Genomic DNA, 25,491 nt, shown 5'->3' on the forward strand with positions numbered 1-25,491 from the left:
AATATGTAGGGGGTGCTACACATGTCACAACAAGCATTTGAAGAAAAGTTATATGCAAACTTAGAAGCTGTTATTGACCCTGAACTCGGTGTTGATATTATTAATCTTGGATTAGTTTATGACGTTACAGCAGATGAAAATAATAATGCTATCATTACGATGACGATGACTTCTATCGGTTGTCCAATGGCTGGGCAAATTGTATCAGACGTTAAAAAAGTATTATCAACGAACGTACCTGAAGTCAATGAAATAGAAGTAAATGTCGTTTGGAATCCACCATGGTCGAAAGAACGCATGTCACGTATGGCGAAAATTGCATTAGGTATTCGCGACTAAATAAAGTGAACCTTGAATCAGTGGGGGGTTCCTCATCCCCACTGCCCATAAAAGCGGGATAAAGAAAGACCTGACATCCTAGTCAGGTCTTTTTCTCTTATTATTTTACGCCTACTGCATCATAAGCTTTCGTTACAGCTTGTACAGCTTTAGAGTTTTTACCATATAAATCTTCAGCTGACTGAAGTGCTGCTTGACGCATCATCTTAAAGTCAGAGTTTGCAGTTAAATATTTCGTAAGAGCACGGTAATAAATTTTTTCTGTCGCTTCACGGCCTACTCCTGTTACTTTCACGCCGTAATGCTCCCCGCCTTCAGATACTAAGTATGCAGCTTTATTGTTAATGCTACTGTTAATATGAACGCCGCCATTATCAGCTGTTCCAGTGTAGCGTTTATTGTAATGATCTGGGTAACCTTCACCTGGTTTTAATGGGTTTGGAATAGACGCTGGATCTTTCAATGAACGAAGTGCATCACCAGGTTTACCAGGTGTATAAATGTCAGCACCTAAATCCCAGCTCTTCTTCTCAACCATAACACCCATAATATCAGATAACGATTCATTTAACGCACCCGGCTCATTTTTATAAACAAGATTTGCTGTATGCTCAGTGACAGCATGCGTTAATTCGTGACCGATAACATCTAGTCCAGCAGATAATGGAATGAATGTTTTACCATCGCCATCACCATACATCATTTGCACACCGTTCCAAGCTGCGTTATTCCAGCTTTCTCCAACGTGAACAGTAGAAATTAGCTTCGCACCTTTATCATCGAAAGAGTTACGATTAAATGTCTTTTTATAGTAATCATATACTTTCCCTGCATTTACATGCGCATCAACTGCCGCTTTATCTTCGAAGAACTTAGATTTACTTTCAACTTCTTCTCCTGTATATCCAAGCCATTGCGAGAATAAATTAAACAAGTTTTCATCCATATTTTCTGCGTCAAATGTATGAATACCTTGTCCTCGCTTACCATCAAATAAGTTGAATTGTCCTGTTTTCGTATCTTGAGCAATTTCAAATGATTGTCTAGCACCTAATACTCCGTAACCAAATCCAGTAATGTTATCTACAGCGTTATATTTCTCAATCACATTTCCATTTGTCGCATCAACAAAATAATGCCAATACCCTGGAGCTGGCTTTGAAATCGATGCTTTCACTAAGTATGCAAGATAGTAATTTCCATCTTTTTCATACACATATAAATCTTTTTTCACACCGTCATAATTCTTTACTTTACCAACTTCTTTTTCAATATCTGCCTTTGCAATCGTTTCTGCTTGTTCCGCGCTAATACTTGCAAACTCAGGAATATTTTTATCCTCTAAATTCGGAATAACTTGTCCGAAGAATGCTTTTACATTATTCTCTTTATCTAGTGTAACTGTTTGATCTGAACCGTACACAGGAATGTTATTATGTTTCTCAACTAGCTTCACGTGTGTTGTACCGGATTCAGCATCTTTTTCTTCCCCAACGACATTAAAGTGTTTATCAATATTTCCTGCTAATTTGAACATATCTTTCTTACTCTCTAAATATTGAAAGACCGTTTCTTTTTTATCTAGTCCTTCCGGTGCTTTCCATTCTTCACCTATGTATGCAGGCGTTTTAAATTCTTGATGGTATTGAATTTTTTGTTCTTCCGCTTTCGTTGTCGTTGCTCCAAATGTTCCAAATCCCCCGGCGATAACAGTTAACGCTAATGCTGATGAAATGACTTGCTTTTTCACTATAACATTCCCCATTCCCTAAAGATTTTTGACACTTTTATACAATTCTTATTTTTTTAGCTAATACCTTTTTCCATAATTTGAGAAAGTTTTTTCTGACAATTCCACTCAAAAAAAGAGGACATCCTATCGGACGTCCTCTTTTTTATAAACATTTTATTGCTTTTTCAATTCAATTGCTAAATAGTGTGATTGCTCTTTCGCTTCAATATGAATATCTTCTTCAATCGCTTCTGCCGCATCACGCATAACAAGTGTCTCACCATTGATTACACTACTTCCTTCAATTTGAACAACATACAACTGACGACCTTCTTTCACAGGAAAATGAATTTCTTTTCCTGCTTCTAACGATAAAGAATATAAATTCGCATCTTGATGAATTTGAATTGGAGCCTCTCCTTCTAATGGAGATACCATATGGAACCATTCGTTTTCACGCTTACTCCAATCAAATTTAAATTCACCATAGTTTGGCTTATGATCTGCACGGTCTGGTAAAATCCAAATCTGTAATAAACGTAGTGTTTCATTTCCTAAATTATGCTCACTATGAAATACACCTGTGCCAGCACTCATATATTGAACATGTCCTCGCTCAATTGTTCCGCGGTTCCCCATGCTATCTTCATGTGTTAAAGCACCGTCTACAACATACGAAATGATTTCCATATCGCGGTGTGGATGCATATCAAAACCAGTTTGCGGTGCTACTAGGTCATCATTAATTACACGTAATGCACCAAAGTTCATGTTATTAGGATTATAATAATTTGCAAATGAAAAATGAAAATGTGTATTTAACCAACCGTGATTTGCTCTTCCCATATTTTTATGATCAACTTTTCTAAACATACCCTTCACCTCATATTATCTCGAGTTCGAGATTTATTTTAAAATTTTTCTCACTATAACTTTTTTAGTAATTGTAGTAATTGATGTTGTTCTTCTACGTTTAAATTTTGAAACTGCTCCGCTTGGAATGTTTCTTGAGGCGGGACGATTTCTTCATATAAAGCTCTTCCCTTTTCTGTTAACGAAATATATTTTGTAGTACCTTCTTGTTCACGACGAATCCACTCGAGTTGCTCCATTTTATTCAAAAGCTGCGTGATATTTCCTTTCGTAACAAATAGCTTATTTCCAAGCTCTTGCTGCGTTAAACGATCATGCCCTCCAACTTGAGCTAGTACATCAAACTGCGCGGCAGATACATTCCATTCTTTCAAATGCTGATTCGTCTCACGAATACTTTTATTATAAAAACGTGATAAACGAAACCATAGTAGTAAACCTAGTCTATCTTCTGTTTTCATTTCATCACCTCGCTCGTTTTATACCATTAGTTTAGAACTAAACTTTATAAAAGTCAATTACTTATTTTTAGTAAGAAACAAAGAAAGCACAGCGTCATTTCTCCACTATGCTTTACATTAACTTTCTATTTTTATATTCATCCAGCTTCCTCTCCGCGAACTTTCTCGCATCTTTCTCAATCCATCTATCTTCGTACAATTCACTTCCCACATACAATACTTCGCTCTTATGCTGCATTGCATGACGAAATTCATGCAGTAGTGTTTTAAGGACTTGCTCATACTCTTCCCACATACAAATAAAAATTAATTGTTTTTCTTTATGATAAAAACCACCTACCGGGAATAAAAATTCCTCTTCTTCTTCTCCTAGTGATAAAAGGACATGATTCACATCACACGTATCACAAAAAATAACCGGTGTTTTACAGACTTCAATCAGTGAAAATAAATCGTCTCTAAGCCTTTTGACATCCCAAGGAAGCTCCGAATCCAACACATACCAATTCTCCACTTGTTGATATACATTTTGAAACTGGAGTTCCATTTCTCTTTATTCCCCTTTCCAAGCACCTTTTTCTATATGTATGCCACAATATGGTAAATATTAAACGTATTCTTTCATCCTTGAAAAAATGCCAATCAAAAAGGAATCTATGTCGTCATAGATTCCTTTTCCGTAATCACTTTTTCATACATATCTTTTACTTTTATTTTTTTAATTTAGTTAGTCTTCGTATCCCACTTAAAGATTTTATTTAAAAATTTATATACATTTTTTGACTCTTTTGTCAGAAGTGGACCTAAGATAGATAGTATAAGCACGTATAGTGCTGAGAATGGCTTCAAGACTGACATTAAACCACCAGCGATACCGATATTGGCCATAATGATGGAAAATTCTCCTCTTGAAACGATTGTTAATCCAATATTTGTTGACGCTTTATGAGATAATCCAGCTTGTCGTCCTGCAATCATCCCTGCTATAAAGTTTCCGATGATTGTAAGAAGGACAGCACCTAACGTTAACCATATCGCTCCGCCCAGTGAGAACGGATCAATGCTTAATCCGAAACTGAAGAAGAAAATAGCTCCGAAAAAATCTCTAAATGGAACAACGAGATGTTCAATTCTGTCACTATGCTCTGTCTCAGAGAAAACTAACCCTAAAAGAAGTGCTCCAATTGCTTCAGCAACGTGAATTGTTTCCGAGAATCCTGCAATAAAGAATAATGAAGCAAATACTACAATAATGAAAATTTCATCCGAACTAATATTGAGCAATTTATTTAATAACGGCGTCGCCTTTCTAGCTACAATAAAGAATAGAAGCATATATCCTAAAGCAATTCCAATTGAAGTAAGGGCACCCAAGAATGAAGCGTGATCCCCTAGAACTAATCCAGAAACGACTGATAAATATACAGCCAGGAATATATCTTCGAACATGATAATTCCTAAAATTAATTCGGTCTCATTATTACCAGTTCTTCTTAAATCCACTAACACCTTTGCAACAATAGCGCTAGAAGAAATCGTAATAATCCCCGCAATAATTAAGATTTCTAGTAAAGGGAATCCCATTATAAATCCGTACAATAACCCAAGTGAAAAGTTAATTAAAATATAGATCGTTCCGCCAATCGCAATAGAACGTCCAGATTTAATTAGTTTTTTCATCGAAAATTCTAGTCCTAGATAGAACAGAAGAAACAGAACGCCAATCCGTCCAAGGAAGGAAATGACACTTGCACTTTCAATAAATTTGAAATCGATCACACCAATTGTCGGCGCGTGTGGCCCCACTAACATTCCAAGAACAATTAGAAACGGAATGACTGAGAATTTAAACTTTCCAGCAATTACTGCCGCAATTGCAACTAATACTAACGCTGTACCCACTTCAAAAATTAACGTATCCATCTAGTCAGTCCCCCTATTCGAAAGTAACTCATTAATAATTTTTTTAATTTCTTCTCTCTCGCCTGAAACTACAAGCATATCGCCTGCCTCAATTACTGTTTCTGGTCCTGGATTAAATAGCTTTTTCATATTCTTTTTCATAACTGCAATAATCGTTACGCTATAGTTTTTTCTTATTTCAAGATCACCAATTGTTTTTCCAATTGCTGGCGCTGCATTCTCTACTTTAAACCACTCAATCGCTAAACCTTCAAAGACCATTTCAACATTTTCTAATGCTCTAGGTTTATACACCATTCCACCTAATATTGCTGCAATTTGTCTCGCCTCTGAGTCACGTAATGAAATACTTGAGATACTTTCTTCATGGTCTGAATCAAAATGATACATTTCTCTACGCCCGTCATCATGAATAACAATCACCATCTTCTCGTTACCTTTCGTAACGATTTGAAACTTATAACCAATACCTGGAAGTTCACTTTCTCTAATATTCATATTTAGCTCCTCCACAACATTTTTATTTAAATTTTCTGTTTTTCTGTCTTTTATTCATCCAATCAACTTTAGAAACTCTAACCATTCAGGATACCTATGATTTGGAAATCTTTTATTGTAATAATAAGTGGCTCCTAAAAAGATACTTAAAGATGTAATGATAAAAAATATATTACTTCTCATTTTCAAACTCTTAAGGCTTACTTTCCATAAAGTTTCTTCTTTCAAATCATCCCCTCTTTCTCGCTTTACATTTAGTTTTTTAAAATGTAAATAATTCTAAAAATATTACGATGTAACATAATCATAACATAAAATAACTTTAAGTAACATAATTTTTTAGAAAAATTGATTCTCGTATATTTTTTGCATATAATTTTCTTATTACGGAAAAAAGGAAGTGTATTATATGGTTGATATCTTTAGCAGATTCCTTGAGGTAACGAATAATATTTTATGGTCATATATTCTTATTGCAATGCTAATCGGCTTCGGTCTTTATTTCTCTTTTAAATTGAAGTTTGTCCAAATTACTCATTTCGGTGAGATGGTCGGTTTAATTAGTAAAGGATTTAATCGAAAAGAAAAAAAGAAAGATAGTATCTCCCCGTTCCAGGCATTTTGCTTAAGTGCAGCTGCACGTATCGGTATCGGAAACTTAGCTGGTGTAGCATTAGCTATCTCAATGGGCGGACCTGGCGCAGTATTTTGGATGTGGTTTATCGCTATCCTTGGAGCAGCTACTAGTTTCGTAGAATGTACGCTCGCGCAAATTTATAAAGTAAAAGATGGAAGCAGATTCCGTGGCGGCCCAGCATATTATATGGAAAAAGGATTAAACAAACGCTGGATGGGTGTTTGGTTCTCACTTCTTATTACAGTTGCGTACGGATTAATTTTCAACTCTGTACAAGCAAACACAGTAACAATAGCATTTGAAAATGCTTTTGGACTAGAGCGAACGATCGTAGGAGCTCTATTAGCTTTATTAGTTGCAGTTATTATTTTCGGTGGTATTAAGAGCATTTCACGTATTACGGAAATGATTGTTCCTCCAATGGCAATCATTTATATTGGTGTGGCTATTTTTGTTGTTATTAACAACTTTACTATGTTACCAAGCATTTTTATGGAAATATTTAATGGTGCATTCGGCTTAGACCAAGCTATCGCTGGTGGTATTGGAGCAGCAATTAAGTTCGGAATTCAGCGCGGTCTATTCGCAACAGAAGCAGGTATGGGTAGCTCTCCTAACGCAGCCGCAACATCAGATGTATCTCACCCTGTTAAACAAGGACTTGTTCAAGCATTAGGTGTTTTCGTAGACACGTTCTTAGTATGTACATCAACAGCATTTATCGTATTATGCTCTGGACTTTACAAAGGAACAAATTTACAAGGTATCGAATTAACACAAAATGCATTAAGTTCACAAATCGGACCATGGGCAAGTACTTTCTTAGCAATTATTATTTTCCTATTCGCGTTCAGTTCTTTACTAGGAAACTACTATTATGGTGAAACAAACATCGCATTTATTAAAGAAAGCAAAACATGGTTAATGATTTATCGCGTTGCAGTTGTCGGAATGGTATTCTTCGGATCAATCGCTGCCCTTCAAACAGTTTGGAGCTTAGCTGATTTATTCATGGGACTAATGGTATTGACAAACTTAATTGCCATCTCATTCCTAAGCAAATTCGCCTATGCAGCATTAGTAGACTATATGAAGCAAAAGAAACAAGGAAAAGATCCTGTTTTCATTGCAAGCTCTATCCCTGGCTTACAAAATACAGAGTGCTGGGATGGACAGGATGTAGAAGAAAAACAGAAGGCTGTGTAACAAATAAAAGCGGAAGCGGCTTGCTCAGAATGTGAGGGGGATGGAGCTTTTGACGTAGAGGCGCTCTTTGCCTCGCAGGAAAAAGCGAAGCCACCGAACATTCTAGCCGCTGAAGCTGGATATCACCTAAAAGCGGAAGCAGCTCGTTTAGAACAACAGCTATATATCAAACAAAATCCCTATTACTTCAACGTAATAGGGATTTTTATGTACAACAGTTCATAATTTGTTCAAATTAATTCCAACAAAAGGGTTGATTTATACGAATTACTACATTATAATTATTATAAATTAGTAATTGATATCACATAACAACTCAAAAGGAGATTGATCATAATGAACAAACAAGTAATCGAAGTATTAAACAAACAAGTAGCAGACTGGAGCGTTTTATTCACAAAATTACACAACTTCCATTGGTACGTAAAAGGACCTCAATTCTTCACATTACATGAGAAATTCGAAGAACTTTACACAGAATCAGCTACTCACATCGATGAAATTGCAGAACGTATTTTAGCAATTGGCGGCAAACCAGTAGCAACAATGAAAGAATACTTAGAAATATCTTCTATTCAAGAAGCAGCATACGGAGAAACTGCAGAAGGGATGGTCGAAGCAATCATGAAAGACTACGAAATGATGCTAGTCGAACTGAAAAAAGGCATGGAAATCGCTCAAGACTCTGACGACGAAATGACATCTGACCTACTACTAGGCATCTACACAGAACTAGAAAAACACGCTTGGATGCTACGCGCGTTCTTGAATCAATAATAGACTTTAAAGCGGAAGCGGCTTGCTCAGAATCGCAGGGCATTGGAGCTCTCGACCTTGAAGCGCTTTTTGCTTCGAGCGAGAGAGCGAAATGACCGGAGATTCTAGCCGCTGGAGCTGGATATCATTTAAAGCGGAAGCGGCTCGTTCAGAACAGGAGGGTGTTGGAACTCCTGATTACGATGCGCTTTTTGCCTCGAATGAAGGAGTGAAACAACCGACTGTTCTAGCCGCTGGAGCTGGATAATACAAAAAGCGGAAGCGGCTTGCTCAGAGTCGCTTTTTTCTATGAAATGGTCGCTTTTGTTGGTACATGAAATTTATATCAGCGATTTCATCCAATATATCAGCGATTTTTCAATTATATCGACTTACCGACAAATCACGACAATATGAGCACCTCCCCATCCCCCACTTTCATCAATATATTACAATCTCTTTTATGCTAAAATATAGGTAACACCCTTTAGTAAAATAGATCCAAAAAAGCTTTTCCATATTCATCATTTACTACTTAAATGGCGGGAGTGGTTCAGTTGAAAGACTACTTAATTAGAGCATTTTTTGCGTTAATAACAGTTGGGATTGTCTTACTTATAGCTAATATTTTCAATATACGTATCGAGGTTAAAGACTATGCTTTCCTCATTGTCTTAGCAATTGGTGGCGGCTGGGGTGGCTGGTACTTGTATAAAAAACAAAGTAATCAAAATGATAAAGGCATTCCAAAGTAATACGGAATGCCTTCTTTTATTGCCGTCTATAATAAATAATAAAATTCAAACCGCTAATACAACCAATCGCAATAAACATACAAAACGATTGTGGATCTCCACTTAAATTATACTCATCAACGATAAACCCAATCATAAACAACGTAATCGCAGAAACACCGATACACAATATCGAAATAAACCAAAGCGAAAATTCATTAATTCGCTCTTTCTTCTGTGTTGAAATAATTAGCATAACAAGAATAGATGCTGCTAAAATACATTTAAAAACCGGCCTTAAAAATACGAACTCCTCCATTTATTTCTCCTTTTCCCAAAACATTACACCTTAACATTAACATATTTAACCAAATTAAAAACACATGCCTTTTCAAGATAAAATGACATGTGTTTCCAAAAATATCTATACAATTGTATTATGATAACTGCTTCCACTTCGTTCCTAAAACAGGACGCTCGTAATTTTGTATCTTATGAATGAGTGCATCTGCCGTCTCAGCGGCAACGATTAACTCTTTATTCGATGGATTCATAAATCCCTCTTCCGCTGCGCGTTCAACCATTTGCAAAATTGGTCCATAAAAATCTTTTATGTTCAATAAACCAACTGGCTTATTATGTATACCAATTTGTGACCAACATACTGCTTCAAATAGCTCTTCAAACGTTCCATATCCGCCTGGCAGTGCGATGAAAGCATCCGCAAGCTCTGCCATTTTCGCTTTACGTTCATGCATCGTTTCTACTTCAATTAATTCTGTTAACCCTGTATGAACGATTTCTCCTCGAAATAGACCGCGCGGCATAACACCTGTTACACGGCCACCTAAGCGAAGAACTTCGTTTGCTACTTCTCCCATTAATCCGACGCAAGAACCACCGTATACAAGCTCATACTCGTTCTCAACAAACATTTTTCCTAACGCTATTGCCTGCTCTTTGAACTCTGGTCTCTCCCCTAAGTTGGAACCTGCAAACACACAAATCTTTCTCATCCTTACACCCCAAAACTATATATTGTTATGATACAATGAACATTGTACAACATATTGAGGGGATGAGAAAGAAATGGATATCGTCGCATTTCAAAGATGGGTGGAGGAATTTTACGAAAAACGAAGCTGGTCACAGTATAATGCTTTTATTCGCTTAAATTTCTTAACAGAGGAAGTTGGGGAAGTTTCACGCGTTGTTCGCGCAATTGAAATCGGTCGTGATCGTCCTGATGAAGACGCGAAAACAGAAGAAGAGCTAAAACAAGAACTAAAAGAAGAACTTGGTGATGTACTATCTAACCTTATTATTCTTTCGCAAAAATATGATTTAGACTTACAAGACATTATGGACGCACACGTCACAAAGCTTTCGAAAAGGTTCGAGACATCCAAATGAGAATATTATCAATTATGGTATAATATTCTTGTCACAATACTAAGGGGGATTTTATGTTATCTAAAAAATTGCACGACGCACTAAACGATCAAATGAACTTTGAATTTTACTCTGCCCACGCTTATATGGCGATGGCTGCTTACTGTACGGCGGAGAGCTATGATGGATTCGCTAACTTTTTCCTTGTACAAGCTGAAGAAGAACGTTTCCACGCAATGAAGCTTTACAACTACATTAATGACCGCGGTGAGCGCGCTATTATTACTGGATTTGATAATCCGAATAACGAATATGAATCTGTACTGAATGCTTTTGAAGTGGCACTTGAGCATGAGCGTGAAGTAACGAAACGTATTTACAACTTATCTGATATCGCTTGGGATGAGCGTGAACACGCAACAATTACATTCTTAAAATGGTTCGTCGATGAGCAAGTAGAAGAAGAAGCTTCATTCGATAGCATCATCCAAAAATTAAAACGTATTACAAGCGATTCAAACGCATTATTTATGCTAGATGCTGAATTAGAGAAACGTACATTTACGCCTCCAGCTGAGTAGTATTTCAATCACCTTAATGAATGGATTAAGGTGATTTTTTTATTTGCTTTCTATCTTAAAATCACCTTAAAATTCCTAGCATTTGACATAGAACTAGTTAAAAAATGGTATTATTTTCAATATAAAGTGAAACTTTGGTCCGTGGGGGGCGTTCATCCACCACGGATTATTAGTTGAACTAATCGGGTCTTTACAGGCAGTAAGACTCCCACCTAATCTCTTTGCCCCCGGCAAATTTTGAGGTGGGAGTCTTACTGCTCGTTAATGCTGGATAAAACAATATGTGAGGAGAGAAAAAATGAATCAACGTGTAGAAGCTGTTGATGCAATTCGTGGTTTCGCTTTATTTGGCATTTTACTTGTTAATATAACATTAATTCAATTCGGGTTATTCGCTAATGAAAAACCCACTTATATTTTCGGAAAACTCGATGAAAGTGCTAATTGGTTTATTCAATTTTTCGGCACACAAAATTTCATTTCCCTATTCTCTTTTTTATTTGGGCTTAGCATTATTTTGTTACAAAAAAGTATTATCGCAAAAGGAAAAAAGTTTTTCCCCACATATATAAGACGTATTAGCATTCTTTTACTACTAGGTTTCATTCACGGTACCTTTATTTGGTCCGGAGATATTTTATTTGCATACGGACTTATCGGGATTTTCTTAATGATGTTTATAAATAGAAAACCAAAAACATTATTGATTTGGGCAACTATTCTACTCGCACTCATTACACTTATGTCTTATCAAACTGATCCAAATACAAATATTAATGATTTTGCTCCTTATATTGAAAAAGAGCATAAAGTTCATGAAACTGGAAGCTATATGGATCATGTCAACTTTAGGTTAACTGAAAGTCCTTTCGATTATATTGGGATTAACGGTTTCTTCGGACTAGTTTTCATATCAATTTTCGCAATAATTTTTATGTCCCCACTTTTCTTACTCGGAATGTATGTAGGAAAAAAGGGCTGGCTATTTGAGATTGATAAACACATACCTTCTATCAAAAAGATTTGGCTTATCACTGGTATTTTCTCTTTTACAATTAAAATCTTAGCCATGTTCGTAAAGCATCCAATTTTAATTATGTTACAAGATGGCCTTACACCAGTAACCATGACCTTCTTTTACGGAAGCACAATTATTTTATTATTCCATTACAAAAAAGCAACCCGTCTACTAACATACATGGCCAATATGGGAAAAATGTCGGTTAGTAATTACTTAGCCCAGTCCATTATCGCAACAACAATTTTTTATGCATACGGTTTTGGCTTATTCGGAAAAATAGGATATTTCTTCGGTATTCTTTTAACGATTGTAATCTATACAATTCAATTATTTGCTAGCACATATTGGCTGCGGAAATACCGAATGGGGCCTATTGAATATATATGGAGGCTTGGAACTTATTTGGAGAAACCACGTTTTAAAAGAAACTTAGATAAAGCAAGCTAAACGAAAAAAAGCAATGAGCCCATACGCTCATTGCTTTTCTTATTCTTAAAGCATAACCCCAACGATAACCGCTGATAATATACTTACTAATGTTGCACCGTATACAAGTTTTAAGCCGAATGATGATACAACGTTTGCTTGTTTGCCATCGATACTCTTCGTTGCACCTGCGATAATTCCAATAGATGAGAAGTTCGCAAATGATACAAGGAAGATAGATAAAATACCTACTGTACGAGCTGATAAATCACCAGCTACTTTACCAAGGTCAAGCATTGCAACGAATTCGTTCGTTACTAATTTCGTTGCCATAATTTGTCCTGCTGTTAGCATCTCTGATGTTGGGATACCCATTACGAATGCTAATGGTGAGAAAATGTATCCTAAAATGCTTTGGAATGTGATTCCGAAAATTGAATCGAACACACCATTAATTGCTGTAATTAATGCTACGAAACCAATTAACATCGCCGCTACTGTTACAGCGATAGAGAAACCAAGCATAATATATTCGCCTAACATTTCAAAGAATGTTTGCTTTTTATCTTCTTGTAATTCTAAAATGTCGTCTTCTTCTTTCACGTCATATGGATTAATAATATGAACGATAATGAATCCACTAAATAAGTTTAATACAAGTGCTGTTACTACATATTTTGGATCAATCATTTTCATGTAAGAACCGACGATTGACATCGATACTGTTGACATGGAAGATGCACAAAGTGTGTATAAACGATTTTTCGGTAATTTGCTTAATTGATCTTTTACTGTAATGAATACTTCCCCTTGACCAACAATCGCAGCTGCTACTGCATTATATGATTCTAGTTTTCCTAAACCGTTCACTTTACTTAATAGGAAACCGACTGCACGAATGATAATCGGTAAAATTTTAATATGTTGTAAGATCCCAATTAATACTGCTAAGAAAATAATTGGTAATAATACTGTTAAGAAGAATGGTGCTTGTCCATCATTTGCTAGACCACCAAATACGAAATTAACCCCTGCTTCCGCAAATTTTAAAATAGCGCCAAACCCATCTGCAATTCCTTTTACTAATACAAATCCGACCTTTGTATTTAGTAAGAAATATGCAAGTACCAATTGAATGACAAGCATAAGTGCAATTGGTTTATATTTAATTTTCTTACGATCTGAACTGATAAGGAAACCTAGTACAAATACTACAAGTAAACCGACTAGAAACATTACTATTTTCATATGTGAATCCTCCACTTCTCCCACGAGTTATTGGTCGTATAACGAATGACGTCTGACCATTGATGTTAAAAAAATTTAAAACCCCTAAATACTATTCAACTGTTATCTAAAATCAGTAAGCGTTTACATAAATTGCAATTTATTAAAGGTAGCCTCTTCTCTCCTACCATACTTGAAAGTCTGAAATTGATACCACCTACAAATCAAATTGTAAGCGTTATCTAACTGAAAAGCAATATAAATTTAAAAAGATTTTTATATGTTAATATATTCCTAATTAATTGGTTTTTCTATGCAAATTTACCATAAAAAAACAGCCCTAACTATGAGCTAGGACCATCTTTTTTATAACATAACACCAACGATAATCGCTGATAAAATACTTACTAATGTCGCACCGTACACAAGGCGTAGACCGAATGATGATACAACATTTGATTGATTTTCATCGATACCTTTCGTTGCCCCTGCAATAATGCCGATAGATGAGAAGTTCGCAAATGATACAAGGAACACAGAAAGAATTCCAACTGTACGAGTTGATAAATCACCCGCTACTTTTCCAAGATCAAGCATCGCAACAAATTCGTTTGATACTAATTTCGTTGCCATAATTTGTCCTGCTGTTACCATCTCTGCTTGCGGGATACCCATTACGAATGCTAATGGTGAGAAAATGTATCCCAAAATAGCTTGGAATGTAATACCGAACATGGAATCAAACAAGCTATTAATTGCTGTAATTAATGCTACGAAACCAAGTAACATCGCTGCTACTGTAATCGCGATTGTAAAACCAAGCATAATGTACTCGCTCAGCATTTCAAAGAATGACTGTTTTTTCTTATTTTCTAAATTCAGTGTATCTTCTTCTTCTGTAATATCGTACGGGTTAATAATATGAATAATAATGAAACCACTAAATAAATTTAATACAAGTGCTGTTACTACATATTTTGGTTCGATCATTTTCATGTAAGAACCGACGATTGACATTGATACTGTCGACATGGAAGATGCACATAATGTATATAAACGATGTTTTGGGATTTTACTTAATTGATCTTTTACTGTAATAAATACTTCCGCTTGCCCAACAATAGCAGCTGCTACTGCGTTATATGATTCTAGTTTTCCTAGACCATTTACTTTACTTAACAAAGTACCAATAGCACGAATAAATATCGGTAAAATTTTAAAGTGTTGTAGAATTCCGATTAAAACGGCAAAGAATACGATTGGTAATAACGCTGTTAAGAAGAATGAAACCTCTCCTTTATTAACAAGACCACCAAATACGAAAACGATTCCAGCTTCCGCATATCCAAGAAGCGCGCCAAATCCATCTGAAATTCCTTTTACTAAAATATAACCAACTTGCGTATTTAATAAGAAATAAGATAGTGCTAGCTGAATAACAAGCATAATTGCGATTGGTTTATACTTAATCTTCTTTCGATCGGAGCTTATAAGAAAACCGAGTACAAATACAACGAGTAATCCTACAAGAAACATAACAAACTTCATTAATAAAATCCTCCATTTAACTCTTCATTAACGTTGAACGTCTGACCACTCAAAACGAGAAATAATCCGAACTTTCCATTTCTCCTTCAAAACCTTCAATCGGATAGGAAAAATCATAAAACCTCTTGTTTCAAAGGCATTTTCCATTCTAACATAAATCACAACTCATATCCGCACTTTTCTTTAAAAAAATTACATTTTATTATAAAACATCTATTAATGTTCGTCTTTTACTATCTGCAAATAGCTGAATAAAACAAAAAAATGGGCATCAAGTTTCACTTGATGCCCATTCCATTATACCGCTTTTTCTTTATCTGCTACTTGCTCTTCCCAGCACTCTGTATTTTTCAGACCTGGAATAGAATTTGCATAGAAGACTGGATCTTTCCCTTGTTTCTTTTGCTTTACGTAATCTGATAATGCTGCAAAAGCATACTTAGAAAGGAATACGATTGCAACTAAGTTAATAACAGCCATAATACCCATGAATAGATCTGCTAAATCCCAAACGATTTGAATTGTTGCGACAGACCCTAACATAACCATACCAAGTACAGCAATGCGGTAAGCTGTTAATAGCACTTTACTTCCATTTAAGAATTCAATATTCGTCTCACCATAGTAGTAGTTACCTACTAATGAACTAAATGCAAACAAGAAGATTGCAACTGCTACAAATATAGATGCCCACGGTCCGATATGTTGACTTAATGCTTGTTGCGTTAATTGAATACCATTTAAATCAGCTGCATTATGCACATCTGATAAAAGAATGATAAATGCTGTACAACTACAAATTAATAATGTATCTGTAAATACCCCTAAAGTTTGAATGAAACCTTGTTTAACTGGGTGCGTTACGTTTGCAGTCGCAGCTGCGTTCGGCGCACTACCCATACCTGCTTCATTTGAGAATAATCCGCGTTTTACCCCTAATAAAATCGCAGCACCTAATCCCCCGCCCACTACTTCTTTAATTCCGAAAGCATGTAAGAAAATTTCTTTAAATACATACGGAATTGCCGTAATGTTTGTTACAACAACGAATAATGCTACTGCTACATAAATAATCGCCATCACTGGAACAATCATTTCAACCGCGCGTGCAATTCGCTTTACTCCGCCAAAAATAATAACTGCAAGTAAACCAGCCATTACAAGACCTACTAATCTACTATCTGTTTTGAATGCCCCATCAAAAGCAGCTGCTACAGTATTAGATTGTACAGCGTTAAAAATTAATCCGAAACTTACTGTTATTAATACAGAGAAAATAGCTCCAAGCCAGCGCTTATTTAAACCCTTTTCCATATAATACGCTGGACCACCACGGAACGTATTCCCATCTTTCACTTTATAAATTTGCGCTAATGTGCTCTCGACAAATGCAGAAGCACCCCCAATTACCGCGATTAACCACATCCAAAATACTGCTCCTGGACCACCTGCTGAAATTGCAATAGCTACACCAGCTAAGTTACCAGTACCTACACGAGAAGCTGTACTCATACAAAAAGCCTGGAATGATGATACACCACTCTTCTCTTTTTGTGCTTTCCTCGTTTTCGAACTCGCCCCATCCCCAAGCAATCGAATCATTTCACCGAAGTAACGAACTTGGACAAATTTCACACGAAATGAAAAGTAAAGTCCTAACCCAATTAACATCGCAATAATGATATATGACCAAAGGACATTATTTATATCCCCAATTACCTTAGCTAAAAAATCCATAATTGCATTGCCCCCTCTTCCTAACAATAAGAAAATTATATTCTAAAAACTCTTAGTAATCAAGAACTTTATGTTAGGTTTTCTAACACGAGCAAGTTAACTTACTTAACACATGTGTTTTTTTACGCAAAATTATAACTAGTACGCGCATTTATCCAATACTAAATCACTCATCCTATGTGACCAGCCATACCTTTAAGACAGTACGTTCCCTACAAATAATATGAGAAATGAACAAACAAAAATTATATTAACAATTACCTCTCACCCTTTTCATCCTTTACTACAACAAAAAAGGCGAGCATCGAATTCAACTCGATGCTCGCCTTTTCATTTACACTGCTTTTTCTTTATCAGTTACCGCTGACTTATCCCAACACTCTGTATTCGTTAAACCAGGAATAGAATCTGCACGGAAGACTGGATCTTTTCCTTGTTTCTTTTGCCTTACATAGTCTGCCAATGCCGCATACGCAAATCGGCCAAGAAGTGTAATCGCAATTAAGTTTGTGATTACCATTAGACCCATAAATAAGTCTGCCATATTCCATACAACTTGAAGCGTCGCAACAGAACCGAATAATACCATTCCCACTACCGCAATACGGTAAATTGTTAACCAAGTTTTACTTTGTTTAATGAATTCAATATTCGTTTCACCATAATAGTAGTTTCCTAAAAGTGAACTAAACGCAAATAAGAAAATAATAATCGCTAAGAAGCTACTTGCCCATGGGCCAATTTGTGAACTTAATGCATTTTGTGTTAGTTCAATACCTTCTAAATTCGTTGCTTTATATGCACCAGAACATAGTACGATAAATGCTGTTGATGTACATACTAAGAATGTATCTACTAATACGCCAATTGTTTGAATAAAACCTTGTTTTGCTGGATGCGTTACATCAGCTGTTGCTGCCGCGTTCGGCGCACTACCCATACCTGCTTCGTTCGCAAATAATCCGCGCTGAATACCATATTTCATCGCAGCACCGATACCGCCACCTACAGCTGAATCTAAGCCGAATGCACCTTTAAAGATTTCTGTAAACACATCTGGTATTAAATAGAAGTTTTTAATGACAACGAAAATAGCTACCGCAATATAAATAAGCGCCATTGGCGGAACAATCATTTCCGACATACGTGCGATACTTTTTACACCACCAAAAATAATAACTGCAACTAATACAGCTAATACAATACCAACAATATAACGTTCTAAACCAAATGCATTTTTAAACGCTAATGTAACTGTATTTGCTTGTACTGAGTTGAAAATTAAACCGTAACTAACTGTAATAAGAATAGAAAACCAAATTCCCATCCAACGTTTATTTAAACCTTTTTCCATATAATAAGCAGGACCACCACGGAAGCCACTACCATCTTTTACTTTATAAATTTGGGCAAGCGTACTTTCTACAAAACTTGAAGACGCTCCGATAATCGCAATCACCCACATCCAAAATACTGCGCCAGGTCCTCCCATAGAAATAGCTAACGCTACACCAGCTAAGTTACCGATACCAATACGAGCTGCTGAACTCATACAAAACGCTTGGAAAGAAGATACACTACCTTTTTTACGCGTCTTTCCAGTTAATCCATCACTCATTAATCGAATCATTTCCCCTAAATGAGTAATTTGTACGAATTTCAATTTAATAGAAAAATAAAGACCTAAACCAATTAACATCGCAATAAGAATATATGACCAAAGAATTGTATTTGTTGATGAAATAAATTGTTCTAAAATATTCATACAATTAACCCCTCCTTTTCTCCATAAAACGAATTATATTTAAAAAACATTCAAAAATCAACATTTTTCGACAATTTGCAATTTCCAAATATTAGCCAAGCTCGCAGTAACAATCTCGTTATGACTACCCTCCCTCTAACTGTGCATACTAAAACAAAAAATAAATTCACAAACAACACTATTGACAAAAATACCAACATGTAACTATAATGATTACAACAAGTTGTAACAAACTTAATTACAACACATTCATTCACTTTCAGATATACACTTTAACAAAACACTTTGGAGGGATTTATTATGAAAATCGGAATTATCGGAGCAACTGGTAAAGCAGGAAGTCGTATTTTAAAAGAAGCATTGGATCGCGGACATGAAGTAACTGCAATCGTAAGAAACGCTGCAAAAATTACAGAAGAAAACGTAAAGGTTTTAGAGAAAGACGTATTCGCTCTTACATCTAATGACTTACAAGCATTCGATGTAGTTGTAAATGCATTTGGCGCTCCAGCAGGAGAAGAACATCTTCATGTAGATGCAGGAAACGTACTTATTGAAGCGATGAAAGGTGCACCTAACACAAAATTACTTGTAGTTGGCGGCGCTGGAAGCTTATTTGTAGACGAAGAGAAAACAACACGTGTATTTGAGACGCCAGGTTTCCCAGGTGAATACCTTGCAACAGCTCAAAACCAAGGTAAAAACTTAGAAATCTTGCAACAAACTAACGATATTACTTGGACATTCATCAGCCCTTCTGCACTATTTGCATTAGGAAAACGCACTGGTTCTTACAAAGCTGGAAAAGATAATCTTCTTGTTAACTCAAAAGGTGATAGCTACGTAAGTTACGAAGACTTCGCAGTTGCGGCACTTGATGAAATCGAAAATCCAAAACATGTAAACGAACGCTTCACAGTAGTATCTGAAGCTGAATAATAAAAAAGCTCGTAAAACGTTATGTTTTACGAGCTTTTTCTATTATTGTACTTGTTCTAAACCATTCGGAGTAATCTTGAAAGAAATTTCTTTAAACTTCTTCGCATTCCCTTTTCCAACTAGCTCATTCTTATTATACCAATTCAAACGATCTGACTCCGCATGATACACTTTCAACACATCACCGTACTCAAACATTGCTCCGTTTACTTGTTCAGCAAACTTCTTCGAAGTTTCCTGTCCTTCTGCTGTTACATGCTTTTTCTCTTTACCATTTGAATCATAAAGCGTAAGACCTATATACTGCTCATTTACAAATCGATAATGGATTGTCTCATCTGTAAATGTTGCATGTAATTTCTTTTCTCCATGATTTAGCGTAACGATTGAACGGGTTATATTAGATACACCTTGATACACTACGCTATCTCCGTATGTTACTTCCATAGGAACTTCTGTCACCTTTTTATTTCCAAAACGATCTTTCGTTTCTACTCTTACTGTTTGCTTACCAATTGTTGTTGTATCTGGTTTCCCTACAAAACCTACTACTTCTCCATCATTCACTTCAACAAACTTCTTCGCGTCTAACGTTTCGCTATCTGTTCCGATTACTACTTTTTGTGGCACGGCTTTTACTTCTTGTTGCGTCTCGATTCTCTCAAAACCTTTTGCTGTTACTTTGAAGAATAGTTCTTTTGCCCCTTTTTTCTCACCTTGGCCAGCAAAGTTATTATTTTGATACCATTTTAAGCGGTCTGGTTCTGCATGGAATACTTTCACTACATCTCCATACTCAAACTGCAGTCCATTCACTTGCTCTGCAAAGTTCTTTGAAGTTTCTTGTCCTTCTGCTGTTACATGCTTTTTCTCCTTTCCGTTTTGATCATATAACGTGATTCCCATGTATTGTTCTTTATCAAAGTATTCATGAATTTGTTCATCCATATCAGTCGCATGTAATTTCTTCTCTTCATGCTTTAATGTTACCACTGACGCGATTTCATTGTTATATCCTACATATACAATACTATCTCCATATGTTACTTCTAACGGTACTTCTGTTACTTGCTTATTTCCAAAACGATCCTTTGTTTCTATTTTTACTTTTTGTTCACCGATTTTTGTTGTAATTGGTTTCTCTACAAATCCAATTACTTCTCCATCTTTTATTTCAACAAAGTTTTTCGCGTCTAGTGTCGCAGCGTCCGTTCCAACTACCACTTTTTGCGGCACTGCCTTTACTTCTTGCAAACCATCTACTAACTCATATCCTTGTTCTGTAATTTTAAAGAACTTTTCTTTCTTACTTTTTGCAGTACCTTGATCTACAAGTTTATTTTCATGATACCACTCTAAATATTTAGGTTGGATATGATACACCTTCAAAATATCACCATATTCGAACGACATTCCATCTAGCTCTTTTACAAAGCTCTTTAATCCTTCATGTCCTTCTGCTGAAACATTCTTCTTTTCATTTCCGTCTGCATCGTAGATCGTAACACTTACATATTTTTGATTTCGATAACTATGTTCTAATATATTCCTTACTAATGTCGTATTAAATTTTTTCTCCTTATGATCTAAAGTCAACACAGAATTTGTATTCCAATATGTTTTAAATGCCATACTATCCCCATATACAACGTTAACTGGTACAGGAATTGCATTTACATTACCTTCTGCATCCACAATTTCTACATCTACAATTTGTTTTCCATTTTCTTGTTTAGGCCAAGCTATTTTCCCTGTTACCTTTACACCTTCACCTAAATTTTGTACAAGTTCACTTGCCTTTTTCTCATCAAATTCCGTGCCTATAAAAATATCCGGTACGGTATTAACCGCTTCACCGTAAGGAACTTTGTATGCTTCAACTTGTTTTTCACGAATCGGATTACTATCTCTTGATAACCATATTTCATTTTTCGGTTCAGGTAATTGTAGTTTATTTACTTTTTCTACCGTGTCCTCCTCTGCATGTAATCCCCATTTCGCAAAGTAAGAAATTAAATTTTGTCCCGATGCTTTTGAAGCCATATATATGAACATTTGCTTTTTCTCTCTACTCGAAATAACCTCATCTGTCTCGAACATAGAATATTCTGTATCAGATAGCACTCGGTACATTTGATGTAACTTCGGATAGAATTGATCGCCATACACTAAATGCAACTGCCAGAACATAATGATCGGATCTGATGTATCAAAGTCTTTTTGATCGTCTGGTTGATTCAAATATGCAAATGCCTTTTCATAACGCCCATCTACTTCCATTCGTGATTCATTTCCAAATGCTAGCTGAACAGCTAAACTGTAAATATTAACCGTCGTCTCACCCATACCTTTAGATAACCAAGGTACTTGTTGATGTGCGTGTCCTACTTCATGCCACGGTCCCCACCCATCAGTTGTAAACTTCTCTATATCTAATACATACTCTATCGATTCTTTCGCATACCCTGTAAGATAATTATTTGCATACATATATGGATTAGTTGGATATCTCGCTTCAATAAATTGAATGTAATGTTTCCCTGGATTCGCAACCCCAATCCCATCTTCCGATAATCCAGATAATGCATTTTCAATCCGAATTGCTTCATCATGCTTCTTCATTAACTCTGCCGGATCAGTCTTTTTCATATTTTTTTCTACTTTTTCATAACTTGTAGTTATTAAACTTCTATCACCCTTTAACTCTATCGCATAAGGGTTTTTATATTTTTCTAACATTTCATCCCAATCTTTTTTCGTATGTTTCCCTAATATAAATAAAGGGAAATGAGTACCACCACTTGTAACAGCCGCTGTAACTTCTCCTGTACGATTTATATTATAAAAGTATAAAATTCCCCCATTCTTTGAGGAAATAGTATTTTCACCAGGATTTAAATCAAATTCTTCCGGTGACTCTTTGTCATAAGCTCGTGTGCCTATAAACGCTTTAATGGATTGATTTCCTTTTATTTCAACTTTAATTTCTTCATCTGGTTTTGCATAAATTCCAGTCGGTTCATTAGGTGAAAAGGCAAATTGCATCTTTAAACGATCTCTATTTTCTTCTACACTGCCTTTCCCCGGCAACTGAAATACTCTCTGCTCAAATTTATTCTCTGTAACCTCTTCTAATTTCCCACCTTTATTTTCTTCCAAAGGTGCTGCATATCCTTTCGATGCTTCGAAAGCTACTGGCGATAATAATGTAGATATACATATTCCAGCCACTAATACCCTACTCGTCTTTTTCTTCGACATAATCTGTGTCCCCTGTTCCTTTATTTAGAAAAAACATCCTATATATTCATTTAATAAAGCATCCTATTATCTTCATAAAAACATTTAATGAATAGACTAACACCTCGCGCACCTGTATCAATTACTACCGCATTCCTCTCCATGTATTCGCTTTCTTACATTATAAAATTTTTATGTACTGTATCCTCCTCACTTCTCTCTATTTGTGATGAGTTCTCTCTACATAAAAAGAGAATAGTAAAAGATATATTTCAGTATTGTCATCTATACATCTAAAGTTGCAAATAACAACAGAACCTTACATTTTCTTCATATATGACCATCTATAGGTAGTTTTTTCAACTGAATTTTACACGCTTTACACTTTGTTTGATAGCCTTTCCAATCAGAATAATGTTACAATTTTGTGAATACAATCTATTAATCGTAACGTTAGAATTTTATTATATTTATATTATTCCAAAATGAAGTTTACGCTATACAAATAGTGTTATTATCTTTCATTTAATTTTCCTGATATAATTTTCAGTTCGTAAAAAAAGCATTGGCACACGCCAATGCTTTTTCGTTATCTCTTTTGATTCGGTTTATGTGGTTCATTCGGAGTATGTGGTTTATTATTATCATGACCATTTCCTTTTTTCCAGCTCACTGATAACTCCGGACTTGTTTCTTCTTCACTGCGCTCAAGTAATACGACTGCATTTTGAATTGTCGGTGTACCTTTATGTGCAATCCCTTGTAGCTTCGTTAATTTCCCGATTACCTTAAAGCTAAATCCACCAGCTGGTGTTTGTTTCGGAATTAAAATGCGGAACTTTTCCCCTACATTAAATTCTGTTTTTGATTCGCCTTTTTCATTTACAAATTTCGCTCCCACTGGTGCACCTGTTGCTTGCACTTTATACGTTCCGCTTTTTGCATTTGTTTCTACTGTATATAAGCCTGTTTCAAAGAAATCATTTTTTAATACTGCTTCTTGTTCTTCTGTAGGAGTTACACTCATTGTAATTTCTTGTAACTCTTCACTAGCACTTGCTTTTGCAACGATATCTTTCGTTACCTTTTCTACATTTTTATTGCGGAAGTCTAAATCATTAATATCGATTTGTTTTAACGCATTCCATACTGCAAGCTGCGTTGCATAATGAGCTTCTCTCCAATCAGAAACACCTAATTCTTGCGGGCTCTTTTGTGGATATCCATTCAATAATACGCGGTACACGTTAATATCCACTTTCCCCATTTCCGGTAAATCTTGACCGCTTGGAGATTTTAAATCTACATTTAAGCAAAAAGCAATTTTGCCATCTGCCGTTTTAATAAGCTCTGTTCGGATTGGTTTCTTCTTAGACTTACTATAACTCCAATCCATTTGATACTTTGTATGGTCCATAACTTCTGCAAATGCTTTTTGAAGTGGGAATAACACAAATAAAATACTTAAAAACATAGCTAAAAGTTTGAACGATTGCTTTATATTCATGTTTACAGCCCCTTATAACAAACTTGATACTAAGTAGTATTTAATTAGAAAATATTTTTATGCACAAAAAAAGAGTGCTTTTACGCACTCTTCTTTCTTACTTTAATTTTAGAAATCAAAGTTATCAGGATCTGGACCAACGCGGTGATTTTCGTTTAACGCATCGATTTTTTCCATATCTTCTTTCGTTAATTCGAAATTAAATATATCGGCATTCGCAACGATGCGGTGTTCTTTCGTTGATTTTGGAATTGTAATTACTCCATTTTGAAGATCCCAACGTAAAATCACTTGCGCTGTCGTTTTGCCGTGTTTCTCAGCAATCTCTTGTAATGTTTCGTTATCTAATAATTGACCTTGCATTAATGGTGACCATGCTTCCATTTGAATACCTTGTTCTTTACAGAAAGCTTGTAATTCTTTTTGTGTTAAACGAGGGTGGTATTCTACTTGGTTAATCATTGGTTTAATTTCTGCATCTTTCATTACATCTTGTAAATGATGGATTTGGAAGTTACTTACGCCAATTGCACGTACGCGCTTTTCTTTATAAAGTGTTTCTAGCGCTCTCCATGTATCTTTATACTTTCCTTCTACAGGCCAGTGAACAAGATATAGATCTAAATAATCTAGTTCTAATTTCTTTAAGCTTTCTTCATATGCAGCAAGTGTCGTTTCATATCCTTGATCCGAATTCCACACTTTTGAAGTAATGAATAAATCTTCACGAGAAATGCCTGCTTCTTTTATACCTGCGCGAATTCCTTCTCCCACAGCTTTCTCATTTCCATAAATCGCAGCTGTATCGATACTACGGTATCCTGCTTTAATCGCAGATTTCACAGCTTCTACAAGTTCCGGTCCATCTTCTACTTTAAAAACACCTAAGCCGAACCAAGGCATTTCTACACCGTTATGCAATGTTGTTGTACTTTGTAAATTTTTCATT

24 protein-coding genes are annotated in these 25,491 nt (G+C 35.7%); 9 read left to right on the forward strand and 15 right to left on the reverse strand.

Annotated features, from left to right (window positions below):
* The first annotated feature begins 21 nt into the window (after window positions 1–21).
* Window positions 22–339: a metal-sulfur cluster assembly factor gene (locus MR070_RS23610; protein ID WP_000082520.1), complete on the forward strand. Its 318-nt coding sequence runs from the start codon at window positions 22–24 to the stop codon at window positions 337–339.
* A gap of 100 nt (window positions 340–439) precedes the next feature.
* Here MR070_RS23610 and nprB read toward each other — a convergent pair whose 3' ends face one another.
* The 6 genes from nprB to MR070_RS23640 all read right to left on the reverse strand — a co-directional run bounded on the left by nprB (window position 440) and on the right by MR070_RS23640 (window position 5,826).
* Window positions 440–2,089, reverse strand: a complete 1,650-nt coding sequence (gene nprB / locus MR070_RS23615) for a neutral protease NprB (protein ID WP_242262099.1) — start codon at window positions 2,087–2,089, stop codon at window positions 440–442.
* Between the two features lie 156 nt (window positions 2,090–2,245).
* Window positions 2,246–2,944 (reverse strand): pirin family protein, encoded by a 699-nt coding sequence (locus MR070_RS23620; RefSeq protein ID WP_000488941.1) that lies wholly within the window; start codon window positions 2,942–2,944, stop codon window positions 2,246–2,248.
* A gap of 53 nt (window positions 2,945–2,997) precedes the next feature.
* On the reverse strand, window positions 2,998–3,405 hold the full coding sequence (locus MR070_RS23625; protein ID WP_242262100.1) for a MarR family winged helix-turn-helix transcriptional regulator: 408 nt from the start codon (window positions 3,403–3,405) through the stop codon (window positions 2,998–3,000).
* 112 nt (window positions 3,406–3,517) lie between these two features.
* Window positions 3,518–3,952, reverse strand: coding sequence for a DUF3920 family protein (locus MR070_RS23630; protein WP_113712212.1), 435 nt, complete (start codon window positions 3,950–3,952; stop codon window positions 3,518–3,520).
* A 176-nt stretch (window positions 3,953–4,128) separates the two neighbouring features.
* The gene (locus MR070_RS23635; RefSeq protein WP_000380215.1) at window positions 4,129–5,328 is read right to left on the reverse strand and encodes a cation:proton antiporter; all 1,200 of its coding nucleotides are present in this window, start codon (window positions 5,326–5,328) and stop codon (window positions 4,129–4,131) included.
* Window positions 5,329–5,826 carry a cation:proton antiporter regulatory subunit gene (locus tag MR070_RS23640; RefSeq protein ID WP_001026066.1) on the reverse strand — a complete coding sequence of 166 codons (498 nt, stop codon included), beginning with the start codon at window positions 5,824–5,826 and terminating at the stop codon, window positions 5,329–5,331.
* A gap of 409 nt (window positions 5,827–6,235) precedes the next feature.
* Here MR070_RS23640 and MR070_RS23645 point away from each other — a divergent pair, with 409 nt between their 5' ends.
* From MR070_RS23645 to MR070_RS23660, 4 genes are all read left to right on the forward strand, one after another.
* Window positions 6,236–7,669, forward strand: coding sequence for an alanine/glycine:cation symporter family protein (locus MR070_RS23645; RefSeq protein WP_000227569.1), 1,434 nt, complete (start codon window positions 6,236–6,238; stop codon window positions 7,667–7,669).
* Between the two features lie 336 nt (window positions 7,670–8,005).
* Window positions 8,006–8,446 carry a Dps family protein gene (locus MR070_RS23650; protein ID WP_001041889.1) on the forward strand — a complete coding sequence of 147 codons (441 nt, stop codon included), beginning with the start codon at window positions 8,006–8,008 and terminating at the stop codon, window positions 8,444–8,446.
* A gap of 91 nt (window positions 8,447–8,537) precedes the next feature.
* Entirely contained in the window at window positions 8,538–8,693 is a 156-nt protein-coding gene (locus MR070_RS23655; RefSeq protein ID WP_242262101.1) for a hypothetical protein, read from the forward strand.
* Window positions 8,694–8,982: 289 nt separating this feature from the next.
* Window positions 8,983–9,180 (forward strand): hypothetical protein, encoded by a 198-nt coding sequence (locus tag MR070_RS23660; protein WP_000656318.1) that lies wholly within the window; start codon window positions 8,983–8,985, stop codon window positions 9,178–9,180.
* Between the two features lie 16 nt (window positions 9,181–9,196).
* Here the strand turns inward: MR070_RS23660 and MR070_RS23665 are convergent, their stop codons facing one another.
* Window positions 9,197–9,478 (reverse strand): hypothetical protein, encoded by a 282-nt coding sequence (locus tag MR070_RS23665; protein WP_000390888.1) that lies wholly within the window; start codon window positions 9,476–9,478, stop codon window positions 9,197–9,199.
* A gap of 118 nt (window positions 9,479–9,596) precedes the next feature.
* Window positions 9,597–10,175 carry an LOG family protein gene (locus tag MR070_RS23670; RefSeq protein ID WP_001225732.1) on the reverse strand — a complete coding sequence of 193 codons (579 nt, stop codon included), beginning with the start codon at window positions 10,173–10,175 and terminating at the stop codon, window positions 9,597–9,599.
* 73 nt (window positions 10,176–10,248) lie between these two features.
* Here MR070_RS23670 and MR070_RS23675 point away from each other — a divergent pair, with 73 nt between their 5' ends.
* The 3 genes from MR070_RS23675 to MR070_RS23685 all read left to right on the forward strand — a co-directional run bounded on the left by MR070_RS23675 (window position 10,249) and on the right by MR070_RS23685 (window position 12,600).
* Window positions 10,249–10,572, forward strand: coding sequence for a MazG nucleotide pyrophosphohydrolase domain-containing protein (locus MR070_RS23675; RefSeq protein ID WP_000355748.1), 324 nt, complete (start codon window positions 10,249–10,251; stop codon window positions 10,570–10,572).
* A gap of 53 nt (window positions 10,573–10,625) precedes the next feature.
* The gene (locus MR070_RS23680; RefSeq protein ID WP_000949392.1) at window positions 10,626–11,132 is read left to right on the forward strand and encodes a ferritin; all 507 of its coding nucleotides are present in this window, start codon (window positions 10,626–10,628) and stop codon (window positions 11,130–11,132) included.
* Between the two features lie 298 nt (window positions 11,133–11,430).
* Entirely contained in the window at window positions 11,431–12,600 is a 1,170-nt protein-coding gene (locus MR070_RS23685) for a DUF418 domain-containing protein (RefSeq protein ID WP_242262102.1), read from the forward strand.
* Window positions 12,601–12,645: 45 nt separating this feature from the next.
* Here the strand turns inward: MR070_RS23685 and MR070_RS23690 are convergent, their stop codons facing one another.
* From MR070_RS23690 to MR070_RS23705, 4 genes are all read right to left on the reverse strand, one after another.
* Entirely contained in the window at window positions 12,646–13,827 is a 1,182-nt protein-coding gene (locus MR070_RS23690; RefSeq protein ID WP_000706846.1) for a NupC/NupG family nucleoside CNT transporter, read from the reverse strand.
* A 345-nt stretch (window positions 13,828–14,172) separates the two neighbouring features.
* Window positions 14,173–15,354 (reverse strand): NupC/NupG family nucleoside CNT transporter, encoded by a 1,182-nt coding sequence (locus MR070_RS23695; protein WP_242262103.1) that lies wholly within the window; start codon window positions 15,352–15,354, stop codon window positions 14,173–14,175.
* A gap of 297 nt (window positions 15,355–15,651) precedes the next feature.
* Window positions 15,652–17,091 carry an alanine/glycine:cation symporter family protein gene (locus MR070_RS23700; protein WP_000346385.1) on the reverse strand — a complete coding sequence of 480 codons (1,440 nt, stop codon included), beginning with the start codon at window positions 17,089–17,091 and terminating at the stop codon, window positions 15,652–15,654.
* 334 nt (window positions 17,092–17,425) lie between these two features.
* A complete protein-coding gene (locus tag MR070_RS23705) occupies window positions 17,426–18,856 on the reverse strand; it encodes an alanine/glycine:cation symporter family protein (RefSeq protein ID WP_001022920.1) in 1,431 nt (476 codons plus the stop codon).
* 300 nt (window positions 18,857–19,156) lie between these two features.
* Between MR070_RS23705 and MR070_RS23710 the strand changes: the two genes are divergently transcribed.
* Complete coding sequence (locus tag MR070_RS23710; RefSeq protein ID WP_000689885.1) at window positions 19,157–19,795, forward strand: NAD(P)-dependent oxidoreductase; 639 nt, start codon at window positions 19,157–19,159, stop codon at window positions 19,793–19,795.
* A 42-nt stretch (window positions 19,796–19,837) separates the two neighbouring features.
* On the opposite strand, the gene MR070_RS23715 is transcribed toward MR070_RS23710, so the two are convergent.
* The 3 genes from MR070_RS23715 to MR070_RS23725 all read right to left on the reverse strand — a co-directional run bounded on the left by MR070_RS23715 (window position 19,838) and on the right by MR070_RS23725 (window position 25,490).
* The gene (locus tag MR070_RS23715) at window positions 19,838–23,056 is read right to left on the reverse strand and encodes a putative mucin/carbohydrate-binding domain-containing protein (protein WP_242262104.1); all 3,219 of its coding nucleotides are present in this window, start codon (window positions 23,054–23,056) and stop codon (window positions 19,838–19,840) included.
* A gap of 568 nt (window positions 23,057–23,624) precedes the next feature.
* Window positions 23,625–24,542 (reverse strand): thioester domain-containing protein, encoded by a 918-nt coding sequence (locus MR070_RS23720; RefSeq protein ID WP_001022521.1) that lies wholly within the window; start codon window positions 24,540–24,542, stop codon window positions 23,625–23,627.
* 108 nt (window positions 24,543–24,650) lie between these two features.
* The gene (locus MR070_RS23725) at window positions 24,651–25,490 is read right to left on the reverse strand and encodes an aldo/keto reductase (RefSeq protein ID WP_277931334.1); all 840 of its coding nucleotides are present in this window, start codon (window positions 25,488–25,490) and stop codon (window positions 24,651–24,653) included.
* Window position 25,491 lies beyond the last annotated feature (1 nt).

This window comes from Bacillus cereus group sp. BfR-BA-01453, assembly GCF_022662915.1.
Lineage (GTDB): Bacteria > Bacillota > Bacilli > Bacillales > Bacillaceae_G > Bacillus_A > Bacillus_A paranthracis.

What these genes read in the sequence shown, in the direction of transcription:
- MR070_RS23645 (WP_000227569.1), top strand. Translation starts at nt 6,236, where the DNA reads ATGGTTGATATCTTTAGCAGATTCCTTGAGGTAACGAATAATATTTTA.
- MR070_RS23715 (WP_242262104.1), bottom strand. Translation starts at nt 23,056, where the DNA reads ATGTCGAAGAAAAAGACGAGTAGGGTATTAGTGGCTGGAATATGTATA.
- MR070_RS23650 (WP_001041889.1), top strand. Translation starts at nt 8,006, where the DNA reads ATGAACAAACAAGTAATCGAAGTATTAAACAAACAAGTAGCAGACTGG.
- MR070_RS23655 (WP_242262101.1), top strand. Translation starts at nt 8,538, where the DNA reads ATGACCGGAGATTCTAGCCGCTGGAGCTGGATATCATTTAAAGCGGAA.
- MR070_RS23690 (WP_000706846.1), bottom strand. Translation starts at nt 13,827, where the DNA reads ATGAAAATAGTAATGTTTCTAGTCGGTTTACTTGTAGTATTTGTACTA.
- MR070_RS23640 (WP_001026066.1), bottom strand. Translation starts at nt 5,826, where the DNA reads ATGAATATTAGAGAAAGTGAACTTCCAGGTATTGGTTATAAGTTTCAA.
- MR070_RS23700 (WP_000346385.1), bottom strand. Translation starts at nt 17,091, where the DNA reads ATGGATTTTTTAGCTAAGGTAATTGGGGATATAAATAATGTCCTTTGG.
- MR070_RS23725 (WP_277931334.1), bottom strand. Translation starts at nt 25,490, where the DNA reads ATGAAAAATTTACAAAGTACAACAACATTGCATAACGGTGTAGAAATG.
- MR070_RS23670 (WP_001225732.1), bottom strand. Translation starts at nt 10,175, where the DNA reads ATGAGAAAGATTTGTGTGTTTGCAGGTTCCAACTTAGGGGAGAGACCA.
- MR070_RS23705 (WP_001022920.1), bottom strand. Translation starts at nt 18,856, where the DNA reads ATGAATATTTTAGAACAATTTATTTCATCAACAAATACAATTCTTTGG.
- MR070_RS23695 (WP_242262103.1), bottom strand. Translation starts at nt 15,354, where the DNA reads ATGAAGTTTGTTATGTTTCTTGTAGGATTACTCGTTGTATTTGTACTC.
- MR070_RS23710 (WP_000689885.1), top strand. Translation starts at nt 19,157, where the DNA reads ATGAAAATCGGAATTATCGGAGCAACTGGTAAAGCAGGAAGTCGTATT.
- MR070_RS23720 (WP_001022521.1), bottom strand. Translation starts at nt 24,542, where the DNA reads ATGAATATAAAGCAATCGTTCAAACTTTTAGCTATGTTTTTAAGTATT.
- MR070_RS23610 (WP_000082520.1), top strand. Translation starts at nt 22, where the DNA reads ATGTCACAACAAGCATTTGAAGAAAAGTTATATGCAAACTTAGAAGCT.
- MR070_RS23680 (WP_000949392.1), top strand. Translation starts at nt 10,626, where the DNA reads ATGTTATCTAAAAAATTGCACGACGCACTAAACGATCAAATGAACTTT.
- MR070_RS23675 (WP_000355748.1), top strand. Translation starts at nt 10,249, where the DNA reads ATGGATATCGTCGCATTTCAAAGATGGGTGGAGGAATTTTACGAAAAA.
- MR070_RS23625 (WP_242262100.1), bottom strand. Translation starts at nt 3,405, where the DNA reads ATGAAAACAGAAGATAGACTAGGTTTACTACTATGGTTTCGTTTATCA.
- MR070_RS23620 (WP_000488941.1), bottom strand. Translation starts at nt 2,944, where the DNA reads ATGTTTAGAAAAGTTGATCATAAAAATATGGGAAGAGCAAATCACGGT.
- MR070_RS23685 (WP_242262102.1), top strand. Translation starts at nt 11,431, where the DNA reads ATGAATCAACGTGTAGAAGCTGTTGATGCAATTCGTGGTTTCGCTTTA.
- MR070_RS23635 (WP_000380215.1), bottom strand. Translation starts at nt 5,328, where the DNA reads ATGGATACGTTAATTTTTGAAGTGGGTACAGCGTTAGTATTAGTTGCA.
- MR070_RS23630 (WP_113712212.1), bottom strand. Translation starts at nt 3,952, where the DNA reads ATGGAACTCCAGTTTCAAAATGTATATCAACAAGTGGAGAATTGGTAT.
- MR070_RS23665 (WP_000390888.1), bottom strand. Translation starts at nt 9,478, where the DNA reads ATGGAGGAGTTCGTATTTTTAAGGCCGGTTTTTAAATGTATTTTAGCA.